Below are 21,831 nucleotides of genomic sequence, written 5' to 3' on the forward strand. Positions count from 1 at the left end.
TCCTCGCCGAGTCTCACCCCGGCCTCACCGGTCCGTCATACCGCGCCGCCCTTGCCGACGCGGCCGAACTGCTCCTCCAGGACGGACAGCCTGCGCCAGTACTCGTCCTCGTCGATCTCGCCGGAGGCGAAGCGGCGGCCGAGGACCGCGAGCGGCGAGTCACCGGCCGGCCGGCCGGCGTCCATCGGGCGCCAGGGCCCGCCGCGGCCACGCCACACGGCGCGACGCAGGAACGCGCCGACGCCGATCACGACGGCCGCCCAGATCAGCGGGAAGAACAGGATCCACGGGCCGGGCCCGCCGTTCCAGTTCGCCAGGGTCTCCATGCCGGTCAACTCCCCAGGGTCTCGGTGTGATGTACCGAGACTGACCGCTGGGAGGGCCCGGCGTCGTCGTGCGACCGACGGCACCGCACGTACCTCCCGGGGAGTACGCGGCGGTGCCATCCCTGCTCCCGAAAGGACTGGCATTCTGTAACTACTAGTATGTACAGTCGCGGTGTGAGCACGTCGGAGCGGTTGATCGAGTCCACCCGCGAGTTGCTGTGGGATCGCGGCTACGTCGGCACGAGCCCCAAGGCGATCCTGGAGCGCGCGGGCGCCGGCCAGGGCAGCATGTACCACCACTTCAAGGGAAAACCGGACCTGGCGCTGGCCGCGATCCGGCGGACCGCCGAGGAACTGCTGGCCACCGCCGAGGCCGTGCTCACCGGACCGGGCACCCCGTACGAGCGGATCGAGGCGTATCTGCGGCGTGAGCGCGACGTGCTGCGCGGCTGCCCGGTCGGCCGGCTGACCATGGACCCGGACATCGTCGCGAGCGACGAACTGCGCGCGCCGGTCGACGAGACACTCGACCGGATCCTGGAACTGATCGCCGGGATCGTCGAGGAAGGCAAGGAACTAGGACAGTTCGGGTCCCAGGTGGACGGCGAGGAGATCGCCGCGACCGTGCTCGCGACCGTGCAGGGCGGCTATGTGCTCGCCCGGGCGTCGGGTTCCCCCGCCGCGTTCGACGCCGGGGTGCGCGGACTGCTGTCCCTGCTGAGGAGTTGACGTACGTGCACATCCCCAGAGAGCGCCCGGACACCCGGCGGGGCCCGGCGGAGAACTTCACGGGCACGGTGTGGCTGGACGGGATCGCGGCACCCGCCGCCCCGTCCCGGCTGCGCGTGTTCAGCGTCCACTTCCCGCCCGGCGCCCACACCGCCTGGCACCGGCATCCGCACGGTCAGGTGCTGCCCGTCCTGGCGGGCGAGGGGCTGGTGCAGCGCGGGGCGGCGAGCCGGAGGCGGTCCGCGCGGGCGACACGGTGTGGATCGAGCCGGGCGAACGGCACTGGCACGGCGCCGGGCCACGCACCTTCATGACGCATCTCGCGGTCGTGGAGGCCGCCGAGGACGGCACGACCACCGAGTGGCACGAACACGTGACGGACTACCCGGCCTGAGGAGGGACCAGCGCCATGCACGCCATGCAGTACGAGTTCACCCTGCCCGCGGACTACGACATGGACGTCGTCCGCGCCCGTGTCGCGCGCGTCGGGCATCTGCTGGACGACTGGGACGGCCTCGGCGTCAAGACCTACCTCATGCGCGAGCGGGGCCGGCACGGCTCGCCGGTCAACCAGTACGGCCCGTTCTACCTCTGGAACACCGTGCGGGGCATGAACGGCTTCCTGTGGGGAGGCCCCTTCCAGGGCCCCGTCGACGACTTCGGCCGGCCGCACGTGCGGCAGTGGACGGGCCTGGCCTTCGAGGAGGGCAGCGCCGCCGGCTCCCCCGCCGCGTTCGCCGTGCGGCGGCGCCGACCGGTGCCGGACGGTGTGGAGTTGGCCGCCTTCATGGCCGACGCGGCGGACGAGACAGGGAGGCTGGCGGCCGAGGACGGTGCCGTGCTGGCGGCGTGCGCCGTGGACACGGACGCCTGGGAGCTGGTCCACTTCTCGCTCTGGGAGCACGCTGCGCCCAAGGCCGAGGGCGATGTCTTCCAGGTACTGCATCTGTCCGAGCCGGGGCGCGGTGCGCTGCCGCGAGGGCGGCAGTGGTGAGCGCTGTCCGCACGGTCCTCGGTGACATCCGGCCCGCCGAGCTGGGGGTCTGCGACGCGCACGACCACCTCTTCCTCCGCAGCCCCCGGTTGCCGGGACAGGAACTGGACGACGCCGGCGCCGCCCGGGCCGAACTGGCGGCGTTCCGCGCGGCGGGCGGCGCGGCCGTCGTGCAGTGGACGCCGTCCGGTATGGGGCGGCGGGCCGCCGACCTTCCCCTGCTGTCCCGGTCCACAGGGGTACACGTGGTCTGCGCGACAGGACTCCACCAGGCGGCGCACTACGCACCGGAGTCGCTCGACGGCCTGCGCGGACGGCTCGCCGAGGTGTTCGTCTCCGAACTGACCGAGGGCATCGGTACGTCCGGGGTACGCGCCGGTCTGGTCAAGGTGGCGGGCGGCTTCCACCACCTCGACGCGCACGCCCGCTGGACGATGACCGCGGCGGCCGAGGCCCACCACGCGACGGGCGCGCCGGTCGCCGTCCACCTGGAGCTGGGCACCGGCGCCCTCGACGTACTCGACCTGCTCTGCGGGGAGTTGGGCGTCCCCGCCGACCGGGTGATCCTCGGCCACCTGAACCGCTCCCCCGACCTCACCGTCCAGCGGCAGGCCGCCGCCTCCGGCTGCTGGCTGGCCTTCGACGGGCCGTCCCGGGCCGACCACGCCACCGACTGGCGGATGCCCGAGGCCGTACGGGCCCTGGCCGAGGCGGGGTTCGGGGACGGCTGCTGCTGGGCGGTGACACCGTGGTGGCGGAGGCAAGGTCGGTGGACGGCGGACCCGGGATGCCGTACCTGCTGTGGCGGGTGCGGGCGCGGCTGGAGGCCGAGTCGGGCGCGGAGGCCGTCGACCGGATCCTCGTGGACAACCCCGCTCGGGCCTTCGCCGTCGACTGGCGCTGAGCGCTCCGCGGGAAGCGCCGCGGCCTGCCGGGTGCCGACTGCGGCGCCGTCGTGGCCGCGTGCGCCGGTCCGGCCTCGGGCGGCCGCTGGTGGCGCCGTCGTGGAGCCTGCCGGCACGGTGGTGACCGGGCCGCGGTGGGCCGTTACCGAAGTGCCCCGAGCGGGTCGTCCAGTACCGGCTGCCAGGCCAGCTCGGCCGCTCCCACCAGGCTGTTGTGGCTCAGCGTGCACGGCAGGATGGGCACGCTGCCGCTCTGGCCCCACAGGCTGCGGTCGGCGACGACGGCGCGCAGCCGCTCCGGGTCGGCGTCCAGGAGGGTGCGGTGCAGGCCGCCGAGGATGATGCGGTCGGGGTTGAGGATGTTGACCAGGCCCGCAAGCCCGAGGCCGAGGCGGTCGATCAGCGCCTCGGTGGCCCCGCGGACGGTCGGGTCGGCGTAGTGGTCGCGGATCAGGTCCTCGGCCTGCCGCAGCAGCGACACCTCGGGGCCGGGTGCGCGGCCCGCCTCGATCAGCAGCGCCAGGGGATCGGCCTCCACGTCCAGGCAGCCCCGGCTGCCGCAGTGGCAGGGGCGGCCGTCCGGGTTCACGGCGACGTGGCCGACCTCCAGGGCCAGACCCGAACTCCCCGTGTGCAGGCGGCCGTCCAGGACCAGTGCACCGCCGACGCCCCGGTGCCCGGTGGCCACGCAGAGCAGGTCGCGGGCGCCCCGGCCCGCGCCGTGCCGGTGCTCGGCCAGCGCGGCCAGGTTCACGTCGTTGCCCGCGAACGCCGGGCCGGTGATGCCGGCCGCGCGCACGCACTCCGCGAAGATCCGGCGTACCGGCGCTCCCGCCGGCCAGGCCAGGTGGAGGGGGTTGAGGGCGAGGCCCTCCGGTTCGGCGACGGCGGACGGCACGGCGAGACCCGCGCCGACGCAGCGGAGGCCGGTGCTGTGCAGCAGTTCGGCGCCCGCCTCGACCACCGAGCCGAGCACCTTCGCCGGGTCGGCGTCGACGGTCTCGCAGCCCGGCGCGGTCGCGACGATCCGGCCGCCCAGGCCGACCAGCGCCGCCCGGAAGCCGTCGGCGTGGACCTGCGCGGCGAGTGCGACCGGGCCGTTCTCGGCGACCTCCAGGCGGTGCGAGGGGCGGCCCTGCGAACCGGCGGCGGCGCCCGGGTGGGCGTCGACCCTGATCAGGCCGAGCGCCTCCAGTTCGGCGGCGACGGCGCCGGCCGTGGCCCGGGTGACGCCGAGTTCCGCGGTGAGCACCGCGCGGGTGGGGGCGCGGCCGGTGTGGACGAGTTCCAGGGCGGGCCCGAGTGCGCCACGTCCTCGGTCCAGCCGGGGTTTCGAGGTTCCGTTCCCCGTCGGGCCGGGGGCCGCCTTTCCGCTCATGAGAGGGAGTCTGCCATGATCCGCAGTCCTGAAAGGCGCCGGTGCGTTGTGGCCGGTTCCCGGTTCCCCACGCCCGCTACGAGGCGCTCGGGCTCGGGCATTTCACAGGCCACTCACTCTCAGCGTGACGTTCAGACGGCCGGTCAGGCCCAGCTCCGGGGGTGCCGTCCCCGGGTAGACCCTCGGCACCCCGTGGTAGGCGAGCCGCGACTCGTCCCCGAACACGAAGAGGTCCCCGGATCGCAGTTCGACGTCCTGGTACGGCTTCGTCCGTGTCTCCGTGTTGCCGAAGCGGAAGACGCAGGTGTCCCCGAGGCTCAGCGACACCACCGGTGCGTCCGACTTCTCGTCGGCGTCACGGTGCATGCCCATGCGGGCGTCGGCGTCGTAGAAGTTGATCAGTGCGATGTCGTACGACAATCCGCCGGCCGCCGCCGGTCCCAGGGCGTCGGTCACCGCGCGGCGGCCCAGGTCGCCGAGCCAGGCCGGGAACGGCTTGACGGGGCCGCCGTCGCCGTCGACGACCGTGCGGGCGTAGGCGTACGGATGCCAGTGCCAGCCCAGGCAGACCTGGCGGGCGGTCATCGTGCCGCCGCCGGGCGTGCGGACCGTGCGCAGGCCCGCCGGTGGCCGGGCCCAGTCGCGGCAGGCGGCGAGCAGCGCGCGCTGCCGGTCCGGGTCCAGCCAGTCGGGGACGTGCACGGCGCCCGGTGCGATGCGGGCGCGCGCCCTCGGGAACAGTTCATCCTCCATGCCCCCATCCTGCCCGACCGGGCCTGAGCTGCGGTTCCGCTAGCCTGGACGCACGATGAGCGACCGTATGACGACTGCCTGGGGCGAGTACGAGCTGTCCCGCTTCCCGGAGGATCCGCGCGACCGGCTGCGTGCCTGGGACGCCTCCGACGCGTACCTGCTGCGCCATCTCGACCAGGAGCGGACCGACCTTTCGGGCACGGTCGTGGTGCTCGGCGACCGCTGGGGCGCGCTGGTCACGGCGCTGGCGGCGCACCGGCCGGCGCAGATCACCGACTCGTACCTGAGCCAGGAGGCGACCCGCGCGAACCTGGCGCGCGCGGGTGTCGAGCCGGGCGCGGTGCAGCTGCTGACCACCCAGGATCCGCCGCCGGACCGGGTGGACGTGCTGCTGGTACGGGTGCCGAAGAGCCTGGCGCTGCTCGAGGACCAGCTGCTGCGACTGGCGCCCGCCGTGCACGCGGGGACGGTCGTGATCGGGACCGGCATGGTCAAGGAGATCCACACGTCGACGCTCCGGTTGTTCGAGCGGATCCTCGGGCCGACCCGGACCTCGCTGGCCGAGCAGAAGGCCCGGCTGATCCACTGCACGCCGGATCCGTCGCTGGAGCGCCCGGAGAACCCGTGGCCGTACAGCTACGCGCTCCCCGCCGGCATCGGCGCCGTCTCCGGTCGAACGGTCGTCAACCACGCGGGGGTCTTCTGCGCCGACCGGCTCGACATCGGGACGCGGTTCTTCCTGGCGCATCTGCCCGGGCGCGGCCGCCGGATCGTGGACCTGGGGTGCGGGAACGGGGTCGTGGGCACGGCGGTGGCGTTGGCCGACCCCACGGCGGAGGTGCTGTTCGTGGACGAGTCGTTCCAGGCGGTGGCCTCGGCGGAGGCCACCTACAAGGCGAACGGGGTGCCCGGGCACGCCGAGTTCCGGGTCGGCGACGGGCTGGCCGGGGTCGCGGCCGGCAGCGTGGACGTGGTGCTGAACAACCCGCCGTTCCACTCCCACCAGGCGACCACCGACGCGACGGCGTGGCGGATGTTCAGCGGGGCGAAGCGGGCGCTGCGGCCGGGCGGCGAGCTGTGGGTGGTCGGCAACCGGCACCTGGGCTACCACGTGACGCTGCGCCGCCTGTTCGGCAACAGTCAACTGGTCGCGAGCGACCCGAAGTTCGTGGTGCTGAAGGCGGTCAGGCGCGGGTAGTCCCGCCGGTGAGCGCGGCGATGATCCGGGTCACCTCGCGTTCGGCGGCCGCGGTGGCGGCGCGAGCCGGTGGGAGGAGGCTTCCGAGGCGGAACTTGACGGCGTTCTCGCCGACTTGGAGGACGACGGGTGAACCGGCCGCCTCGGCGCCGGCGATGACGGCCACCACGTGTCCCCGGGTGATGACGTGGAACGCGGCGACGGCGGACCGGACTTCGGCGGCCGGCCCAGGAGTGTGCCGGTGGCGGTGACCTGTCGGGAGAGTCCGGCCGGCGCGGGGCCGAACGTCCAGGTCGCCGTGGCCAGGGTGGGGATGCCGATCGAGCGGATGATTGTTTGTGCACGATAGAGCCACCCTCCAAGCACAACCACGCATCCCGCACGAATTCAGGTGCGCTAAGGTCACCGGGAGCCACCGGAAGGCCCGAGGAACGGAGGCGGCGGATGTCGCGCGACGCCCGCTGGAAGGCGCTGCTCGAATTGCTGGTCGAGCGTGGCCGCCTCGAGGTCGAGGAGGCGGCGGCCGAGCTGGCGGTCTCGGCGGCCACCATCCGCCGGGACCTGGACCAGCTCGCCGAGCAGCAGATGCTGGTGCGCACCCGGGGCGGCGCGGTGGTGCACGGGGTGTCGTACGAGCTGCCGTTGCGCTACAAGACGGCGCGGCAGGCCTCGGAGAAGCAGCGGATCGCCAAGGCGGTGGCGGACCTCGTCGAGCCGGGCGAGACGGTGGGACTCACGGGCGGTACGACCACCACCGAGGTGGCCCGTGCCCTGGCCGTACGCGGAGACCTCACCACCGGTACGCCGGCACTGACGGTCGTCACGAACGCGCTCAACATCGCGAACGAACTCGCGGTGCGGCCCCAGTTCAAGATCGTGGTGACGGGCGGGGTGGCGCGCCCGCAGTCGTACGAGCTCATCGGGCCGCTCGCGGACGGGGTACTGGGGCAGATCACCCTCGATGTGGCGGTGCTCGGAGTGGTCGCCTTCGACGTCGTCCACGGGGCCGCGGCCCATGACGAGGGGGAGGCCGCGGTCAACAGGCTGCTCTGCGAGCGGGCGGCCCGCGTGGTGGTCGCCGCGGACTCCAGCAAGCTGGGCGGGCGGGCGTTCGCCCGGATCTGCGCGGCGGAGCTTGTGCACGTCCTGGTCACGGACACGGCGGCGGAGCCGGAGACGGTACGCCCGTTCGAGGAGGCGGGGATCCGGGTCCTGACCGTGTGAGCACGGCCCGGTGCGGCCCGGCGACCGGGATCCGCTGTCACATCCCGCTGGTGTCCGCGCTGACGAATCCCGCGCCCCGCTGGTCGTTGCAGCCGAAGACGGGCCGGTCGGCCGGGTCGGGCCAGCTCTGCCGGGCCTGGAGGGCGACGCTCACCAGGGTGAGCAGCAGGTCGACGTCGCTCGCCGCGTCGAGTCGTATGGTCACCCACTGCGAGCCCGGCACGATCCGGATCGCTCCCGTGCTCTTCAGGTCCTTGGCGAAGTGCCGGATGGCATGGGTGGTGAGACGCAGGTCCACATCGCGGTCGGAGTGAAAGTGCGCGATCTCGCCCTGCGCCGAACTCACGGCCTGGCCCAGACCGCAGCTCGGTACGGCCTGGACCAGGTCGGGCCAGGTCGCCAGTTGCGCCAGAGCGCGCAAGGCCAACGTCATGGGGCCATCATGGCCCGCTCACTCTCCGGTAACCAACCGGCGAGCAGTTATTAACCGAGCTGTTGCCGGACTGTCCGAACACGGACGCCCGGGACGAGTGAATATCCGTAGGAATTCAGCGGTTCGGGGGACGGAGGGTGCCCGTGGGGCGGCGGGGGACGACCGTGTCCGACGGTCATGCTCCCTGCGGGTCCGGCACCCGGGCTACGCGCGCCTGGCACCCGTCACCGCGAACGCGTCGGCAGCGGCGAGGTCGAAGTCCCCGTGGTCGCTGCCGAGGCCCTGGGCGACCAGGGCCGCCACGGCGTTGCCGAGGACGGCGGCAGCGTGCGGGGTGCGGCCCAGGCCGATGCCGTAGACGAATCCGGCCGAGAAGGCGTCGCCGCAGCCGGTGGTGTCCACGACGTCGATCTCGAAGGCGGGCACCGGCTCGGCGCCCTCGGCGGTGACCAGGAGTGCGCCGTCGCCGCCCCGGGTGACCGCGAGCAGCCCGGCCCCGGCGCCGACCAGCTTCTTCGCGCCCGCCACCAGGTCGTTCTCGCCGGAGAAACCCAGGACCTGGTCGTCGTTGGGAAGCAGGTGGTCGACGTACGGCAGCGCGGCCGCGATCTGCTCGAAGCTGCCGAGGACACCGGGGGCGAGCAGGTCCACGGAGGTCGTCACGCCGTGCTCCCTGGCGAAGTGCAGGATGCGGGCGGCGGCGTCGACGCCGATCAACTCCGGGCCGCCGAGGTGGAGATGGTCGGCCTCGGCGAGGGCGTCCCAGGGCACGTCGTCGACGCCGTAGGTGATGTTGGCGCCGAGCAGGTGCAGGGAGGGCCGGTCGCCGTTGGGGCGGACGGGCAGCACGCTCGCCGAGGTGGCGGTGTCGGTACGGCGGACGAGGAAGCCGGTGTCGATCCCGGCCCTGCCGAGCAGCTGCACCAACATGTCGCCGGTCGCGTCGGTGCCGACGGCCCCGGCGCTGAACACGGTGGCGCCGAGCTTGGCGAGGCTCAGCGCGGTCCCGCCGGCGGTCCCGGCCGCGGTCATCCTGATGTCCTCGACCAGGGTGGCGCCCTGCCCCTCGGGTATCGCGTCCACCGGCCGGACCAGCACGTCCAGCACGTGCACGCCCATCGTGACGACTCTCATAGCCTGCCCTCCTGAAGCGATCGGGTGGTGCCGTAGTTCCGGGCGATCGCGGCCTCGATCACCGCGAGCTGCTGCCGCTCGTCCAGGACGCGCGGGGTTCCGAGAGCCGCCGCGTGCTGGTAGACGCCGCAGGCCCACTCGAGCAGCAGGGCGTTCTCGAAGGCCTTGTCGAGGGTCGGGCCGACGGCGACCGAGCCGTGGTTGGCCATCAGCGCGGCGCTGCGGCCGTCGAGCGCGGTGAGTACCGACTCGGCGAGTTCCGGGGTGCCGAAGGTGGCGTACGGCGCCACCCGCACGGTGCCGCCGATGGCGAGCAACTGATAGTGAAAGCAAGGAAGTTCGTCGAGGACGCAGGAGAGGGCAGTGGCCATCGGAGCGTGGGTGTGGACGACCGCGCCGGCGCCGTGGCGCCGGTAGACCCCGAGATGCAGGTCGAGTTCGGAGGTCGGCTGCAGGGTCCCGGCGACGACCTCGCCGTCCAGGTCGACCACCGTCACCTGGCCCGCCGTGAGTTGGGCGAGGACGGCGCCGGTCGCGGTGACGGCGACCCGGTCCCCCACCCACACGCTCACGTTTCCCGCCGTGCCGATGAGCAGGCCCGCCGCTCCCAGACGACGGCAGACGTCCGCCACCGCGGCCCGTTCCTGAACCAGAGCGGAGCTTGAGTCCGTCATGGCCGCGACGCTAACGTAAACCTGAAACAAAGTCACGTTCAGATTCAGGGGTGGTCGCGTGAGCGGGCCGTCGGCCGAGGAGACCGGGGCCGTGCTGCGCCGCACTCCCCAACAGGCGCGCAGCAAGGCCCGGTTGGCGCGAGTTCTCAAGGCGGCCGAGCGTGTGCTGATCGCGGAGGGCGTGCCGGCCCTGACCACCACCCGGGTCGCGGCTGAGGCCGGGGTCTCGGTCGGCTCGCTGTACCAGTACCTGCCCGACCGGGACGCGATCATCGACGCGTTGGCCGCCACCTACTTCGCCCAGCTCGAAGGGGTGATGGAGGAGTTCGTGCGCAGCGCGGCGACCGAGCGCTGGGCCGACCCGGTCGGCGTGCTGATCGACACCTACGCCGGGCTCTACCGCACCGAACAGGGTTTCCGGGCCCTGTGGTTCGGCAGCGGTCTGACCGACCGGACCCGGGCGGCGGACCGGGAGCACAAGCGCCGGATGGCCGACGGGGTGCGCCGGGTCCTGGTCGCGCTCGGCATCGCCGGCGACACGGAGGGGCTCGGCCACGCCTGCCATGCCGCCGTCCTCGCCGCCGACGCGCTCGCCCAGGAGGCCTTCCGCCGCGACACCGAGGGCGACGCCGCCCTCCTCGACGAGGCGAAGGTGATGCTGCGCGGCTACCTCACGGCCCTCGCCGGAAGGCACGGGCGGCGGGACGGGCGGCAGGAAGGGTGGCAGGAAGGTGGTGCGGTGGGTGACGCTCCGCTCAGCGGGCCCGTTCCCAGACCGGCTGGACGCCCGGGGTCAGCGCCGTGAAGTCCGGCAGTTGGCGCAGGGCCTGCTCGGCGCCGCCCGGCGTGTAGACCGCGATGACGCGCAGTTGCCGCCAGCCGGTGTTGAAGGTGGAGTGCAGCGTGCCCCTGGGCACGTAGACGAAGTCCCCCGCCGTCACCGGGAACTCCCCCGAGTCACCGACGGTCTGGACGCCCTCGCCGTCGACGAAGTACAGCACCTCGTCGGAGTTCGGGTGCGTGTGCAGGTCGTGCCCCTTCGTGGGGTTGATGACCACCTCGCCCGCGGTGAGCGGCGCCCCGGGGAACAGGCCGGCGCTCACTCCCCACTTGATGCTTCCCCAGTCGAAGACCTCGGTAGGCAGTTCGGCGGGCACGGTACGGGTCCTCGGCTCGAGTTCGCTCACGGTTCCTCTCCTCGCCGGAGTCGTCGGCAGCGCGACGGCACGGAAGTCGTCGCGGCCTTGACTGTCCTGACGGTCTTGACTGGTCTTGACGAACCTGACTGTCCTGACGGTCTGAACGGTCATCGGAAGCTGATGGACTTGAAGTCCTCGGTCTGCCGGCGGATACCGGTCTCGGTGGGCAGGCGTTCGATCGAACTCGCGCCGAAGAAGCCCACGACCCCGTCCGTCCGGGCGAGGACGTACTGGGCGTCCGCGGGTTCGGCGATGGGCCCGCCGTGACAGAGCACGAGGATGCCGGGGTTGACGGCGACCGCGGCGTCCCGCATCGCCTGGACCCGCTCCACGCACTCGTCGAGGGTGAGCGCGGTGTGTGCGCCGATGGTGCCCTTGGTGGTGAGGCCCATGTGCGGGACGAGGACGTCGGCGCCTGCCTCGGCCATGGCGGTGGCCTGGCCGGTGTCGAACACGTACGGCGCGGTCAGCAGGCCGCGTTCGTGTGCGGCCGCGATCATCTCGACCTCCAGCGCGAAGCCCATCCCGGTCTCCTCCAGGTTCTGGCGGAAGACCCCGTCGATGAGCCCCACGGTGGGGAAGTTCTGCACTCCGGTGAACCCGGCCGCCTGGACCTGGTCGAGGAAGCGGCCCATCACCCGGAACGGGTCGGTGCCGTTGACCCCCGCGAGCACGGGGGTGTCCCTGACCACGGGGAGCACCTCGTCGGCCATCTCCATGACGATGGCGTTCGCGTCGCCGTAGGCCAGCAGGCCCGCGAGGGATCCCCGGCCGGCCATCCGGTACCGCCCCGAGTTGTAGATGATGAGCAGGTCGATGCCGCCCGCTTCGGCGGACTTCGCGGAGAGGCCGGTTCCGGCACCGCCGCCGATGACCGGCTGTCCTGCCGCCACGGTCCTCCGCAGCCGTTCGAGCGCCGTGCTCCGGTCCATGGTCGCGTTCCTTCCCTGTCGTCTGCCCGCGGGTGCGGGTCGGGTCCTCACCGGCCGGAGGTGATCAGCCGGTGCAGCTGCCGGGCGGCCTCGCGCCCGAACCCGGGGTCGTTGATGTGCCGGTCCACCTCGATGATCTCGGCGGGCGTCCCGGTGAGCGCGTCGTGCAGCGCCGCGAAGAGCTCCGCGTCCGCGGCCGCGTCGCGGAACGGGCCGTCCTCCTTGTCGATGCCGCTCACCCCGCGCAGCGGCAGGACCACCGCGACCGGCCCGCGGGCACGGGACAGCTTCGTGCCGATCCGCCGCCCGAGTTCGGCGTTCTCCTCCGGGGTGGTGCGCATCAGCGTGACCGTCGGGTTGTGGACCAGGAAGCTCCGGTCGTCGAACCCGGCGGGTACGGTCTCCCGCGGCCCGAAGTTGACCATGTCGAGTGCGCCGACCGAGACGACCTGCGGGATGCCCCGCTCCCCGGCCGCCTCCAGCCGGTGCGGGCCCGCGCTCAGCACCCCGCCCACCAGGTCGTCGGCGAGTTCCGTGGTGGTGAGGTCCAGCACTCCGGCGAGCCGGCCGTCGCGGGCGAGCTTCTCCAGGGCTCGGCCGCCGGCGCCGGTGGCGTGGAAGACGAGCGGTTCGTAGCCGAGTCCGGTGAGCTCCGCCCGTGCCTCGTCGGCGGCGGGGGTGGTCAGGCCGAACATCGAGACGCCGACCAGGGGCCGCCGCTCGGCGGCGGGCGCGGTGCGGCGGGCCTCCTGCGCGGCGGCCATCGCGGCGATCGCGGCGGCGGCGTTGCCGAAGACCTGTCCGGAGACGGAGTTGATCCCGGCGACGTCCACGACCGAGTGCATGAGCGTCACGTCGCTCTCGCCGACGTACGGCGAGACGTCGCCCGAGGCCATCGTGGAGACCAGCAGCTTCGGCACCCCGACAGGCAGGGCGCGCATCGCCCGGGACGCGACCGACGAACCGCCGGAACCGCCGACGGCGAGCACACCGTCCAGCCGGTCCTCCGCGTACAGGGCGAGGACCACCGAAGCGGCGCCGGCGGCCATCGCCGTCATCGCCGCCCCCCGGTCGCCGCTCTCCCGCAGCGCGGTGAGATCGGCGTCGCCCGTCCGGGCGACCGCCGCGGCGGTGACGTCCGCGGGGTGGTCCGAGAACACGCCGACGTCGACGGTGACGGTGTGCGCCCCGTGGGCGCGCACCCGGTCCGCGATCCAGGCGTACTCCTCGCCCTTGGTGTCCATCGTGCCGATGAGAACGACCGTGGCCATCGTGCGTGCCTCCTGCTCTTCCTCGAGCGCTGTGCCAGGAATTGTGGCGGGGTGGCAGCCTGGTCACTGGTCCACTTGGGGCCGAGTGGACCAAGCAGGACCGAGCAGGCGTCGGCAAGGTTGAGTGGACCGGGCCCGGGAGGTGAGCGGTCGATGCGGACGGACGAGGACGCCGAGCGGGTGGTGCGGCTGCTCGGGGTATGGCGCGGTGAGGCGTCGGTGAGCGTCCCACTCCGGGACGCTCTCGCCGAGCTGATCGACGGCTCGTACCTGCCCGCCGGATGGCGCATGCCCGGCCAGCGCGCGCTGGCGGCCGCCCTTGGCGTGGCCCGGGGCACGGTCGCGCGGGCGTACGCCGAGCTCATGGCGAGCGGCCGGCTGGCCGCGGCGCGAGGGTCGGGCACGTACGTCCGGGGCGCCGTCGGCCTCGTCCGCCCGGACGAGGGGCGGCTGACGTCGTTCGGCGGCGGCCAGGTGGTCGTCGACCTCTCCTCCGGGGCGCTGCCCGGCTCCGAGCTGGTCGCGGAGGTCATGCCTGAGGTCGGCCGGCAGCTGCGCAGGCACCATCTCCTGGGCACGGGCTACCACCCCGCGGGACTGCCGGAGCTGCGAGCCGCGCTCGCCGCCCGCATCACGGCGCGGGGTCTGCCCACACGGGCGGACCAGATCCTGGTGACCGCTGGTTCCCAGCAGGCCGTCTGGCTGATCGCGACCGCCCTCGCCGGGCCGGGCACCGTGACGCTCGTCGAGGACCCCAGCTACCGGGGCGCCCTGGAAGCCTTCGCGGGGGCGGGCGGCCGGGTGCGGGGCGTCCCCTGCACCCCGGCCGGCGTGGACCTGAACCTTCTCGAAGCCGCCGTCGCCGACGCGGACCTCCTCTACGTGCAGACCGCGCTGCACAACCCGACCGGCGTCCACATGCCGGAGCCGCAGCGCAGGGCCCTCGCGGACCTCCTGGCCCGGCACCGCACCTTCGTGGTCGACGACCAGTCGCAGGCCGAGCTGGGCTGGTTCCGGTCGGACCCGCTGCCGGGACTGGAGCGGACGGCCGACCCGGAGCGCCTGCTGATCGTGGGCACGCTGTCCAAGCTGTTCTGGGGCGGGCTCCGGGTCGGGTGGGTGCGCGGGCCCCGGGAGGTCGTCGGACGGCTCGCGGCGCTGCGCGGCGGCATCGACCTCGGCGGGCCGGTCGCCGACCAGCTGGCGGCGCTCCTCCTGCTGCCCCGGGCGGACCGGCAGCGCGCGCTCCGCCGTGAGTTCCTGGCCCGGCAGTTCGCGGTGACCGAGCAGGTGCTGCGCACGGTGCTGCCGCACTGGCGGTGGCGCACGCCCGTCGGCGGTTCGGGCCTGTGGGCCGACACCGGTCAGGACGCCGTGGCCCTCGCCCAGCAGGCGCTGGCCCGCGGCATCCGGCTCACCGCCGGTCCGGCCTTCTCTCCGCACGGCGGGCACCGCACCTTCGTACGACTCCCCGTCTGGCACCCGCAGTCCCGGCTCGCCGCCGCGGCCGAGCTCCTCGCCGGTCTCCGCGCCACCCGCTCGCCCTGACGGGTACCACGCCCGGCCCGGCCCGCCCGCTCGCCCTGACGGGTACCACGCCCGGCCCGGGCCGCCCGCCGGTGACCGGGGGCCGTGCCCGTCCACCGCCCGCCCTTGTCCCTGCCTTCGCCCTCGCCTAGCCTGATTTTGTGCCGCTAATAAACAAAACCCGGACGCACAACGCCGTGCCCGGGGACTCCCTCACCCGACTCCGTGTCGCCCTGACCGTCTTCTTCGCCATGGACGGCTTCATCTTCGCCGGATGGGTCGTCCGCATCCCCGCCATCAAGGAACAGACCGGCGCCTCGGCCGGCGCCCTGGGGCTCGCCCTGCTCGGTGTCTCGGCCGGGGCCGTGATCACGATGATGTTCACCGGAAGACTGTGCCGCCGCTACGGCTCCCATCCGGTGACCGTCGTCTGCGCCGTCCTGCTCTGCCTCAGCGTCGCCCTGCCCCCGCTCACTCACTCGGTCCCGGCCCTCGGCGCCGTACTGCTCGTCTTCGGCAGCGCCTACGGCGGTATCAACGTCGCGTTCAACAGCGCCGCGGTCGACCTGGTACGAGCCCTGCGGCGCCCCATCATGCCCAGTTTCCACGCCGCCTTCAGCCTGGGCGGCATGCTCGGCTCCGGTCTGGGCTCGCTGATCGCCGGCGTGCTGACCCCCACGCAGCACCTGCTCAGCCTCACCGCCGTCGGCCTCCTGATCACCCTTGCCGCGGGCCGCATCCTGCTTCGCACCCCGCCGCCGGCCACCCCCGGGGACGACGCGCCCCAGGGCACATCCGCACCGCGCCGACTGGCACCCCGCACCCGGCTGCTGGTCGTCACGTTCGGTCTGATCGCCCTGTGCACGGCCTACGGCGAGGGAGCCATGGCCGACTGGAGCGCCCTTCACCTGGAGCAGGACCTGGGCACCGCACCCGGCACGGCCGCCATCGGCTTCTCCTGCTTCGCGCTCGCCATGACCGTCGGCCGGCTCAGCGGGACGAGGCTGCTCGAGGCCCTGGGCCAGACGCGCACGCTGGTGTTCGGCGGCACGACCGCCGCCGCCGGCATGCTGCTCGGCGCACTCGCCCCGGCCCTGTGGGCGGCCCTCCTCGGGTTCGCGATCACCGGTCTCGGCCTCGCCAACCTCTTCCCCGTCGCCGTCGAACGCGCGGGCAGACTGGCCGGCCCCGACGGCGTCGCCATCGCCTCCACCTTCGGCTACGGCGGCATGCTCCTGGGACCGCCCGCCATCGGCTTCACGGCGGACTGGCTCTCCCTCCCCACCGCCCTCACCACGGTCGCCGCCCTCGCCGCCACCGCCGCGGCCATCGCCCTCCTGACCCGGCGCACGGCGGGGCACTGACCGACGCCACCGCCCGGTTCGCGGTGCTCGTGCGCGGGTCTCGGAGAACGGTGCCCGACCTCTACGCGCTTCTCCGCGGAAGAGGTCACAGGACCGGACGACGTCACGTTCTCGGACGTCTGGCCGCCGGCCGGATTCTGGTCCACGCCCTCGACAACGGGTCGCGGCTCGTCTCAGTCCAGCAGTCCCGGTTCCCGCACCGACTCCAGCGTCCCGGCCAGTCTCGCCGTGTCGGCGGACGTCCAGTCCGGTGGGGTCGTGATCTCGGCCCACGCGCTCGTCGGCAGGGTGCCGTACCGGTGGCCGAAGCCGTCCGGGACGCTGTCGGCGCCGGCCAGGTCGCAGGCCACCTGCCAGAACGTCAGCAGCGGATACCACTGCATCGCAGGTGAGACGTCCCGGGCGCGAGGCCGGTCCAGCCAGTCCGGCCGGTGGAAGGCGAGGTCGGGCGACCACCAGACGACGGGGTCGGAGCCGTTCTGGAGGTAGACCGCGCGGGGCTCGCCCCAGGGCGCGTCCGGGATGCCGTAGTCCGCCGGTACCTGCGCGAAGCGCACGTGTGCGCCGTCGGCGACCACCGGCCGCCACGCGGGGCTGCCCGGCTGCCGTTCCGCGGTGACCGACTTCCACAGCGGGTTGTCGTAGGTCGGCCCGACGAACAGTGCGCCCCCGGTCTCCGCGACGAGCGTGGGCAGGGAACCGTCCAGTGCGGACTCCATGGAGAAGGAGCCGAGGCTCTCGCCGTAGACGAGCAGCCGGGGGCGGGAATCGGCGGGGAGGGTGCGCCACTTGGCGTAGACGGCGTCGAAGAGGGCCCGTCCGGTGGCGGCGGCCTCGTCCTCGGTGAGCGCGGAGACCCAGCTGGGCAGGTAGGAGTACTGCATGGCGACCATGGCGGTGTCACCGCCCCACATGTACTCCAGCGGTCTGCTCCCCTGCTCGTTGATCCAGCCGGTGCCGGTGGTGCCCATGACGGCCAGGATCCTGCGCGAGAAACCGCCGGTGCGTTCGAGTTCGCGTACGGCGAGGGCGGCGCGTTCGTCGACGGTGTCGGCGGAGCGCAGGCCGACGTAGACCCGTACCGGGTCCTCGGCCGGGCGGCCGGTGAAGGCGGCGATGTCGGCGCGGGGCGTGGCGGTGCCGACGAAGTCACGGCCCTTGGCGCCCAGGGTGTCCCAGCGGGCGGCGGACCGGGGGCTGCCGGAGAGGGTGGGCAGCCCCGGCCGGTGGACGCCCTCGGTGGTGCCCTGGTCGGCGAGGGACGCGGCGCTCTCGATCGCGTCCAGTGCGGCACGCAGCAGGAAGCCCTGGACGACTCCGACGATCACGAACGCGGCGAGGACGGACCCGGTGGCGTAGGCGACGGGTCGCGGGACGAGAGTGCCGAACGCGTGGGCGACGACGCGGGTGCCGAGCCGTACCGTCCGGGCGGCCAGGAGCAGCACCGTGGCGACGAGTGCGGCCACGACCGGGACGAGCGCCCACTGCCACCAGACGAGATGCGGGGACAGGGTCACCGCCCGGCGGACCTGGCCCTCCCACCGCACGCTCCAGGCGGTGGCCGTGACCACGGCGGCGGCGCCGAGCACGGCCAGGGCGATCCACAGGGCACGGCGGACCCGCCGGCGGATGCGGACGCCGGCCCAGCGGAGCAGCAGCCGGGCGAGGGCCTCCAGGACGGCCCCGACGGCGTAGCCGACGGCCGCCGAGACGCCGGCCGCGAGCCCCTGCAGCCACCAGGCCCGCGGGAGCAGGGACGGGGTGAGGGACAGGCAGTAGCACAGGACCGCCACCGCGATCCCGCTCCAGCACGACCGCCGCCGGACCACCCGGTCGGAGCCCAGGTGCCGGCGCACCCGCTCCGCCGTCCGCCGGGTCCAGTCCTTCGTACGTTTCAGAGCCCTGCCTGCTCCACTCACTTCGCCACCTCGGGACCACGATCGGTCACCGCACCCGCCCGCGCATCCGGAAGATCGGGAAAAGGTGCGAAGCCGCACGAGGTGTCCCATCGTGGTGGGCATGGCCCTGGCCCGGACCACCGAGCACGCCACCCCGCTGCGGAGGACGGGTAGCGGGGTCGGTGCCGTGCGGGACCGGGGGCGCGGCGGCGGACGCCTCGCGGCCCGCCCGCTCCACGCCACGGCCGGGTTCTGACACCCCGCCCGCCATGCCGCTCCCCCGGATTCCCCGGCTCCCCACCCGTACCGCCGTGGCCGCGGTGGTGTCCGTGCTGGTGCTCGCGAACCTGCTGGACAACCGCTGGGCCGGGTCCTGGATCCTGCTCACCGCGGTGCTCACCTCGGCCGTCCTGGTGGGGCTGCTGTTCTGGTCCGGGGGCGGCTGGCCCGAGCTGGGACTCGGACGGTGCACCGCCGCGAACGGGGCGCGCTGGGGAGCGGCCCTGATCGGGATCGTCGCCGCGGTCTATCTGTGCGCGGCCCTGCTCCCGGTCACCCGCGGCCTGTTCGCGGACCAGCGGACGAACGCGCTGAGCGGTTCGGAGATCACCTTCAAGGCGCTGGTCGCGGTGCCGGTGGGTACGGTCCTGCTGGAGGAGACCGCGTTCCGGGGGGTGCTGTTCGCGCTGCTGTGCCGACTGCGCACGGCCACCACGGCCGCCGTCCTCTCCTCCGTGCTCTTCGGTCTCTGGCACATCCTCCCGTCCCTGAACCTCAACAAGGACAAGCCGCTCCTGGGTTCGCTGTTCGGGCACTCGGTCGCCGGGGCGGTCCTGGTGGACGTCGGCGCCGTGCTGTTCACGGCCGTGGCGGGCTGTCTGCTGTGCTGGGTGCGCGACCGCAGCGGCTCCCTGCTGGCACCGATGGCCCTGCACTGGGCCGTCAACGCACTCGGCTACGCGGTGGGGTTCCTGCTGCGCTGAGCGGGTCCGCCCCCCCGAGGGGCGCTGGGGGCACCCCGGCTGAAGGCTGGGGGACGCCGCGGCCGGTGAACGGTGCAGTGCGCCGGCTCCAGCGGAGCGCTTGGCGGCGGGTACAGCCGCACATCCGGCAGACTCGCCGCATGGAGACTGCTGAGTTCCTCGAAATCCTCGACCGGGAGGGCCGGTTGCTGGCCGCGGCCGCCACGGACGCGGGGCTCGACGCCCCGGTGCCCACCTGCCCGGACTGGCGGGTGCGCGACCTGCTGCGGCACACCGGCACCATCCACCGGTGGGCCGCCGGGATCGTCGCCGACGCGGAGACCTCGCCCCGGCCTGTCCCCGGCCCCCCGGACATCGACGGCGCGGAACTGACAGCCTGGTACCGGGACGGCCACCGCCGGCTCGTCGACACCCTCGACGGCGCACCGCGGGACGTGACGTACTGGACCTTCCACCCTGCCCCCGTCCCCTCACCGCTGGCCTTCTGGCTCCGCCGGCAGGCCCATGAGACGACCGTCCACCGCTACGACGCCGAGGCGGCACGCGGCGGCCCGGCGACCACGGTCGGCACGGCCTTCGCGGTCGACGGCATCGACGAACTGCTGCGCGGCTTCCACGCCCGCACCCGAAGCCGGGTACGCAGCGAGCACCCGCGAGTGCTGGGGGTGCGCACGATGGACGCGGACGCGGCCTGGAGCGTGCTGCTGTCGGAGCGGCCGCCGGTCACGGAACTCGGTGCACCTCCGGACGCGACGGCCGAACTCGCCGGTCCCGCCGACCAGTTGTACCTGGCCCTGTGGAACCGGGTACCGGTGCCGAAGGTGACCGGCGACCCGGAACTGGCCGATCTGTGGCGGACGGACTCCGGAATCTGACTCGGCCCGCCGGGCTCAGTTCGGCTCGGCGGCCAGCATCCGGGTGAGCACCGCGCGCTGCACCGGCAGCACCTCGCCGTGCAGCGCACGCCCCTTGCCGGTGAGCGCCACCCGCACGCCCCGCCGGTCCTCCGGGCACATGGCCCGCTCGACCAGGCCGTCCTTCTCCAGGCGGGCGATCAGCCGGGACAGCGCGCTCTGGCTGAGGTGCACCCGCTCGGCGATCTCCTGCACCCGGAAGCTGCAGACGCCGTCCGCCGCCGGGCCGTCCGAGAGCAGGTCGAGGACCTCGAAGTCGCTGCCGCACAGGCCGTGTCCGTGCAGGGCGCGGTCCAGCTCGCACTGGGTGCGGGCGTGCAGGGCCAGGATGTCCCGCCATTGCTCCACGAGTGCCTGTTCGGGCTTCTTCGCCGCCATCCGGGCACCGTAGCAGAGAACCAGGATTGTTGCATCGTAATTAAATGCGTTTGCATTCGATGCATGTGCATGTAGTGTCTGGGTCCATGACCTCTCCGCTCACCGCCCCCGCCGCCGAGGGACGCTGGACTCCCCGGCTCTGGGGCACGCTCCTGGTGCTCTGCGCCGCCATGTTCCTGGACGCGCTGGACGTGTCCATGGTCGGCGTCGCCCTGCCGTCGATCGGCTCCGACCTGCACCTGTCCACCTCGACGCTGCAATGGATCGTCAGCGGCTACATCCTCGGATACGGCGGCCTGCTGCTGCTCGGCGGCCGCACCGCGGACCTGCTCGGCCGGCGCCAGGTGTTCCTCGTGGCCCTCGGTGTCTTCGCGGTCGCCTCGCTGCTCGGCGGCCTCGTCGACTCGGGCCCGCTGCTGATCGCCAGCCGCTTCATCAAGGGCCTGAGCGCGGCCTTCACCGCGCCGGCCGGCCTCTCGATCATCACGACCACGTTCCCGGAGGGCCCGCTGCGCAACCGGGCGCTCTCCATCTACACCACCTGCGCGGCCACCGGCTTCTCCATGGGCCTGGTGCTGTCCGGCCTGCTCACCGAGGCCAGCTGGCGCTTCACCATGCTGCTGCCCGCGCCCATCGCCCTGATCGCGCTCCTCGTCGGCCTCAAACTGCTGCCGCGCAGCTCCCGCGAACGCGACCACAACGGCTACGACATCCCCGGCGCGATCCTCGGCACCGCCTCCATGCTGCTCCTGGTGTTCACCGTGGTGGAGGCGCCGCAGGTGGGCTGGGCATCGGCCCGCACCCTGCTCTCCTGCCTCGCGGTCGCCGTCCTGCTGACCGTCTTCGTCCAGGTCGAACGCCGTTCCCCCGGACCGCTCATCCGCCTCGGCGTGCTGCGCTCGGGCAACCAGCTCCGCGCCCAGCTCGGCGCGATCGCCTTCTTCGGCTCGTACGTCGGCTTCCAGTTCCTGACCACCCTCTACATGCAGTCCCTGCTCGGCTGGTCCGCGCTGCACACCGCCCTGGCCTTCCTGCCGGCGGGCGCGCTGGTCGCGGTGTCGTCGACCAAGGTCGGCGCGATCGTGGACCGCTTCGGCACCCCGCGGCTGATCGCGGCGGGCTTCGCCTTCATGGTCGTCGGATACGCCCTGTTCCTCCGCGTCGACCTGAGCCCGGCCTACGCGGCGGCGATCCTGCCGTCGATGCTCCTGATCGGCGCGGCCTGCGCCCTGGTCTTCCCCTCCCTCAACATCCAGGCCACCAACGGCGTCGACGACCACGAGCAGGGCATGGTCTCCGGGCTGCTCAACACCTCCGTGCAGGTGGGGGGCGCCATCCTCCTGGCGGTCGTCACGGCCGTGGTCACCGCGGGCGCGCCCGCCCACGCGACTCCGCAGGCGGTGCTCGACAGCTACCGTCCCGGCTTCCTGGTGGTCGCGTTCGTGGCCCTCGCCGGGCTGCTGATCACCCTCACGGGACTGCGCACCCGGCGCGCGCAGCAGACGGTCGTGATCGCCAAGTCCACCACTCCGGAGACCGCCCTGGAGGCGGAGCCCGTGTCCGCACGCGACTGAACGGGAACTCCTCCGAACGTGTGCCCGGCGGGGCCCTGTTGCC

At 73.3% G+C, this 21,831-nt stretch carries 22 protein-coding genes and 3 pseudogenes; 13 read left to right on the forward strand and 12 right to left on the reverse strand.

What is annotated here, in order from left to right:
* Window positions 1-35 precede the first annotated feature (35 nt).
* On the reverse strand, window positions 36-326 hold the full coding sequence (locus tag BLW82_RS04225; RefSeq protein ID WP_093497529.1) for an SHOCT domain-containing protein: 291 nt from the start codon (window positions 324-326) through the stop codon (window positions 36-38).
* Window positions 327-485: 159 nt separating this feature from the next.
* Here BLW82_RS04225 and BLW82_RS04230 point away from each other — a divergent pair, with 159 nt between their 5' ends.
* The 4 genes and pseudogenes from BLW82_RS04230 (at window position 486) to BLW82_RS04245 (ending at window position 2,953) form a co-directional block, all read left to right on the forward strand.
* A complete protein-coding gene (locus BLW82_RS04230; RefSeq protein WP_093497530.1) occupies window positions 486-1,055 on the forward strand; it encodes a TetR/AcrR family transcriptional regulator in 570 nt (189 codons plus the stop codon).
* A gap of 5 nt (window positions 1,056-1,060) precedes the next feature.
* Window positions 1,061-1,449, forward strand: a pseudogene (locus BLW82_RS04235) (cupin domain-containing protein).
* A 15-nt stretch (window positions 1,450-1,464) separates the two neighbouring features.
* Window positions 1,465-2,049 (forward strand): DUF4865 family protein, encoded by a 585-nt coding sequence (locus tag BLW82_RS04240; protein WP_093497531.1) that lies wholly within the window; start codon window positions 1,465-1,467, stop codon window positions 2,047-2,049.
* Window positions 2,046-2,953: pseudogene (locus BLW82_RS04245) on the forward strand (phosphotriesterase). Before BLW82_RS04240 ends, BLW82_RS04245 begins: the two are co-directional and overlap by 4 nt.
* Window positions 2,954-3,096: 143 nt before the next feature.
* On the opposite strand, the gene BLW82_RS04250 reads toward BLW82_RS04245, so the two are convergent.
* A complete protein-coding gene (locus tag BLW82_RS04250) occupies window positions 3,097-4,332 on the reverse strand; it encodes an ROK family protein (protein ID WP_093497532.1) in 1,236 nt (411 codons plus the stop codon).
* Between the two features lie 102 nt (window positions 4,333-4,434).
* Window positions 4,435-5,085 (reverse strand): alpha-ketoglutarate-dependent dioxygenase AlkB family protein, encoded by a 651-nt coding sequence (locus BLW82_RS04255; RefSeq protein WP_093497533.1) that lies wholly within the window; start codon window positions 5,083-5,085, stop codon window positions 4,435-4,437.
* Window positions 5,086-5,152: 67 nt separating this feature from the next.
* Here BLW82_RS04255 and BLW82_RS04260 point away from each other — a divergent pair, with 67 nt between their 5' ends.
* Window positions 5,153-6,283, forward strand: a complete 1,131-nt coding sequence (locus BLW82_RS04260) for a methyltransferase (protein WP_093497534.1) — start codon at window positions 5,153-5,155, stop codon at window positions 6,281-6,283.
* A gap of 37 nt (window positions 6,284-6,320) precedes the next feature.
* Here the strand turns inward: BLW82_RS04260 and BLW82_RS04265 are convergent.
* Window positions 6,321-6,514 (reverse strand): annotated as a pseudogene (locus BLW82_RS04265) (class II fructose-bisphosphate aldolase); the annotation flags it as partial.
* A 213-nt stretch (window positions 6,515-6,727) separates the two neighbouring features.
* Between BLW82_RS04265 and BLW82_RS04270 the strand changes: the two are divergent.
* Complete coding sequence (locus BLW82_RS04270; protein WP_093497535.1) at window positions 6,728-7,507, forward strand: DeoR/GlpR family DNA-binding transcription regulator; 780 nt, start codon at window positions 6,728-6,730, stop codon at window positions 7,505-7,507.
* A gap of 37 nt (window positions 7,508-7,544) precedes the next feature.
* Here the strand turns inward: BLW82_RS04270 and BLW82_RS04275 are convergent, their stop codons facing one another.
* The 3 genes from BLW82_RS04275 to BLW82_RS04285 form a co-directional block, all read right to left on the reverse strand.
* The gene (locus tag BLW82_RS04275) at window positions 7,545-7,940 is read right to left on the reverse strand and encodes a luciferase domain-containing protein (protein ID WP_177232830.1); all 396 of its coding nucleotides are present in this window, start codon (window positions 7,938-7,940) and stop codon (window positions 7,545-7,547) included.
* Window positions 7,941-8,144: 204 nt separating this feature from the next.
* Window positions 8,145-9,074 carry a carbohydrate kinase family protein gene (locus tag BLW82_RS04280; RefSeq protein ID WP_093497536.1) on the reverse strand — a complete coding sequence of 310 codons (930 nt, stop codon included), beginning with the start codon at window positions 9,072-9,074 and terminating at the stop codon, window positions 8,145-8,147.
* The gene (locus tag BLW82_RS04285) at window positions 9,071-9,748 is read right to left on the reverse strand and encodes a class II aldolase/adducin family protein (RefSeq protein ID WP_093497537.1); all 678 of its coding nucleotides are present in this window, start codon (window positions 9,746-9,748) and stop codon (window positions 9,071-9,073) included. The genes BLW82_RS04280 and BLW82_RS04285 overlap by 4 nt, the downstream gene beginning before the upstream one ends.
* A 58-nt stretch (window positions 9,749-9,806) precedes the next feature.
* On the opposite strand from BLW82_RS04285, the gene BLW82_RS04290 reads away from it, so the two are divergent.
* The gene (locus BLW82_RS04290; RefSeq protein WP_093497538.1) at window positions 9,807-10,553 is read left to right on the forward strand and encodes a TetR/AcrR family transcriptional regulator; all 747 of its coding nucleotides are present in this window, start codon (window positions 9,807-9,809) and stop codon (window positions 10,551-10,553) included.
* On the opposite strand, the gene BLW82_RS04295 is transcribed toward BLW82_RS04290, so the two are convergent.
* The 3 genes from BLW82_RS04295 to BLW82_RS04305 form a co-directional block, all read right to left on the reverse strand.
* Window positions 10,504-10,935, reverse strand: a complete 432-nt coding sequence (locus tag BLW82_RS04295) for a cupin domain-containing protein (protein ID WP_218162349.1) — start codon at window positions 10,933-10,935, stop codon at window positions 10,504-10,506. The two genes, BLW82_RS04290 and BLW82_RS04295, sit on opposite strands and share 50 nt — an antisense overlap.
* Before the next feature lie 119 nt (window positions 10,936-11,054).
* A complete protein-coding gene (locus tag BLW82_RS04300; protein ID WP_093497540.1) occupies window positions 11,055-11,879 on the reverse strand; it encodes a phosphoenolpyruvate hydrolase family protein in 825 nt (274 codons plus the stop codon).
* 47 nt (window positions 11,880-11,926) lie between these two features.
* The gene (locus BLW82_RS04305; protein WP_093497541.1) at window positions 11,927-13,150 is read right to left on the reverse strand and encodes a Tm-1-like ATP-binding domain-containing protein; all 1,224 of its coding nucleotides are present in this window, start codon (window positions 13,148-13,150) and stop codon (window positions 11,927-11,929) included.
* A gap of 153 nt (window positions 13,151-13,303) precedes the next feature.
* On the opposite strand from BLW82_RS04305, the gene BLW82_RS04310 reads away from it, so the two are divergent.
* Window positions 13,304-14,698, forward strand: coding sequence for an aminotransferase-like domain-containing protein (locus BLW82_RS04310; protein ID WP_093497542.1), 1,395 nt, complete (start codon window positions 13,304-13,306; stop codon window positions 14,696-14,698).
* A gap of 230 nt (window positions 14,699-14,928) precedes the next feature.
* Window positions 14,929-16,041: an MFS transporter gene (locus BLW82_RS04315; protein WP_093507847.1), complete on the forward strand. Its 1,113-nt coding sequence runs from the start codon at window positions 14,929-14,931 to the stop codon at window positions 16,039-16,041.
* A 173-nt stretch (window positions 16,042-16,214) separates the two neighbouring features.
* Here the strand turns inward: BLW82_RS04315 and BLW82_RS46035 are convergent, their stop codons facing one another.
* Window positions 16,215-17,960, reverse strand: coding sequence for an alpha/beta hydrolase (locus tag BLW82_RS46035; protein ID WP_218162350.1), 1,746 nt, complete (start codon window positions 17,958-17,960; stop codon window positions 16,215-16,217).
* A gap of 91 nt (window positions 17,961-18,051) precedes the next feature.
* Between BLW82_RS46035 and BLW82_RS44835 the strand changes: the two genes are divergently transcribed.
* The 3 genes from BLW82_RS44835 (at window position 18,052) to BLW82_RS04330 (ending at window position 19,797) form a co-directional block, all read left to right on the forward strand.
* Window positions 18,052-18,195, forward strand: coding sequence for a hypothetical protein (locus BLW82_RS44835; RefSeq protein WP_218162351.1), 144 nt, complete (start codon window positions 18,052-18,054; stop codon window positions 18,193-18,195).
* Between the two features lie 13 nt (window positions 18,196-18,208).
* The gene (locus tag BLW82_RS04325) at window positions 18,209-18,922 is read left to right on the forward strand and encodes a CPBP family intramembrane glutamic endopeptidase (protein WP_256215628.1); all 714 of its coding nucleotides are present in this window, start codon (window positions 18,209-18,211) and stop codon (window positions 18,920-18,922) included.
* A 140-nt stretch (window positions 18,923-19,062) separates the two neighbouring features.
* Window positions 19,063-19,797: a maleylpyruvate isomerase family mycothiol-dependent enzyme gene (locus BLW82_RS04330; protein ID WP_093497545.1), complete on the forward strand. Its 735-nt coding sequence runs from the start codon at window positions 19,063-19,065 to the stop codon at window positions 19,795-19,797.
* 15 nt (window positions 19,798-19,812) lie between these two features.
* Here BLW82_RS04330 and BLW82_RS04335 read toward each other — a convergent pair whose 3' ends face one another.
* Window positions 19,813-20,214: a MarR family winged helix-turn-helix transcriptional regulator gene (locus tag BLW82_RS04335; protein WP_093497546.1), complete on the reverse strand. Its 402-nt coding sequence runs from the start codon at window positions 20,212-20,214 to the stop codon at window positions 19,813-19,815.
* An 86-nt stretch (window positions 20,215-20,300) separates the two neighbouring features.
* On the opposite strand from BLW82_RS04335, the gene BLW82_RS04340 reads away from it, so the two are divergent.
* Window positions 20,301-21,788: an MFS transporter gene (locus BLW82_RS04340; RefSeq protein ID WP_093497547.1), complete on the forward strand. Its 1,488-nt coding sequence runs from the start codon at window positions 20,301-20,303 to the stop codon at window positions 21,786-21,788.
* The last annotated feature ends 43 nt before the right edge of the window (window positions 21,789-21,831 follow it).

Origin of the sequence: Streptomyces sp. Ag109_O5-10 (assembly GCF_900105755.1) — a bacterium.
Taxonomy (GTDB): domain Bacteria; phylum Actinomycetota; class Actinomycetes; order Streptomycetales; family Streptomycetaceae; genus Streptomyces.

Excerpts from the sequence above, each read along its gene's own strand:
- BLW82_RS04225 (WP_093497529.1), bottom strand. The coding sequence starts at position 326 with ATGGAGACCCTGGCGAACTGGAACGGCGGGCCCGGCCCGTGGATCCTG.
- BLW82_RS04230 (WP_093497530.1), top strand. The coding sequence starts at position 486 with ATGTACAGTCGCGGTGTGAGCACGTCGGAGCGGTTGATCGAGTCCACC.
- BLW82_RS04240 (WP_093497531.1), top strand. The coding sequence starts at position 1,465 with ATGCACGCCATGCAGTACGAGTTCACCCTGCCCGCGGACTACGACATG.
- BLW82_RS04250 (WP_093497532.1), bottom strand. The coding sequence starts at position 4,332 with ATGAGCGGAAAGGCGGCCCCCGGCCCGACGGGGAACGGAACCTCGAAA.
- BLW82_RS04255 (WP_093497533.1), bottom strand. The coding sequence starts at position 5,085 with ATGGAGGATGAACTGTTCCCGAGGGCGCGCGCCCGCATCGCACCGGGC.
- BLW82_RS04260 (WP_093497534.1), top strand. The coding sequence starts at position 5,153 with ATGACGACTGCCTGGGGCGAGTACGAGCTGTCCCGCTTCCCGGAGGAT.
- BLW82_RS04270 (WP_093497535.1), top strand. The coding sequence starts at position 6,728 with ATGTCGCGCGACGCCCGCTGGAAGGCGCTGCTCGAATTGCTGGTCGAG.
- BLW82_RS04275 (WP_177232830.1), bottom strand. The coding sequence starts at position 7,940 with ATGACGTTGGCCTTGCGCGCTCTGGCGCAACTGGCGACCTGGCCCGAC.
- BLW82_RS04280 (WP_093497536.1), bottom strand. The coding sequence starts at position 9,074 with ATGAGAGTCGTCACGATGGGCGTGCACGTGCTGGACGTGCTGGTCCGG.
- BLW82_RS04285 (WP_093497537.1), bottom strand. The coding sequence starts at position 9,748 with ATGACGGACTCAAGCTCCGCTCTGGTTCAGGAACGGGCCGCGGTGGCG.
- BLW82_RS04300 (WP_093497540.1), bottom strand. The coding sequence starts at position 11,879 with ATGGACCGGAGCACGGCGCTCGAACGGCTGCGGAGGACCGTGGCGGCA.
- BLW82_RS04305 (WP_093497541.1), bottom strand. The coding sequence starts at position 13,150 with ATGGCCACGGTCGTTCTCATCGGCACGATGGACACCAAGGGCGAGGAG.
- BLW82_RS04310 (WP_093497542.1), top strand. The coding sequence starts at position 13,304 with ATGCGGACGGACGAGGACGCCGAGCGGGTGGTGCGGCTGCTCGGGGTA.
- BLW82_RS04315 (WP_093507847.1), top strand. The coding sequence starts at position 14,929 with ATGGACGGCTTCATCTTCGCCGGATGGGTCGTCCGCATCCCCGCCATC.
- BLW82_RS04325 (WP_256215628.1), top strand. The coding sequence starts at position 18,209 with ATGCCGCTCCCCCGGATTCCCCGGCTCCCCACCCGTACCGCCGTGGCC.
- BLW82_RS04330 (WP_093497545.1), top strand. The coding sequence starts at position 19,063 with ATGGAGACTGCTGAGTTCCTCGAAATCCTCGACCGGGAGGGCCGGTTG.
- BLW82_RS04335 (WP_093497546.1), bottom strand. The coding sequence starts at position 20,214 with ATGGCGGCGAAGAAGCCCGAACAGGCACTCGTGGAGCAATGGCGGGAC.
- BLW82_RS04340 (WP_093497547.1), top strand. The coding sequence starts at position 20,301 with ATGACCTCTCCGCTCACCGCCCCCGCCGCCGAGGGACGCTGGACTCCC.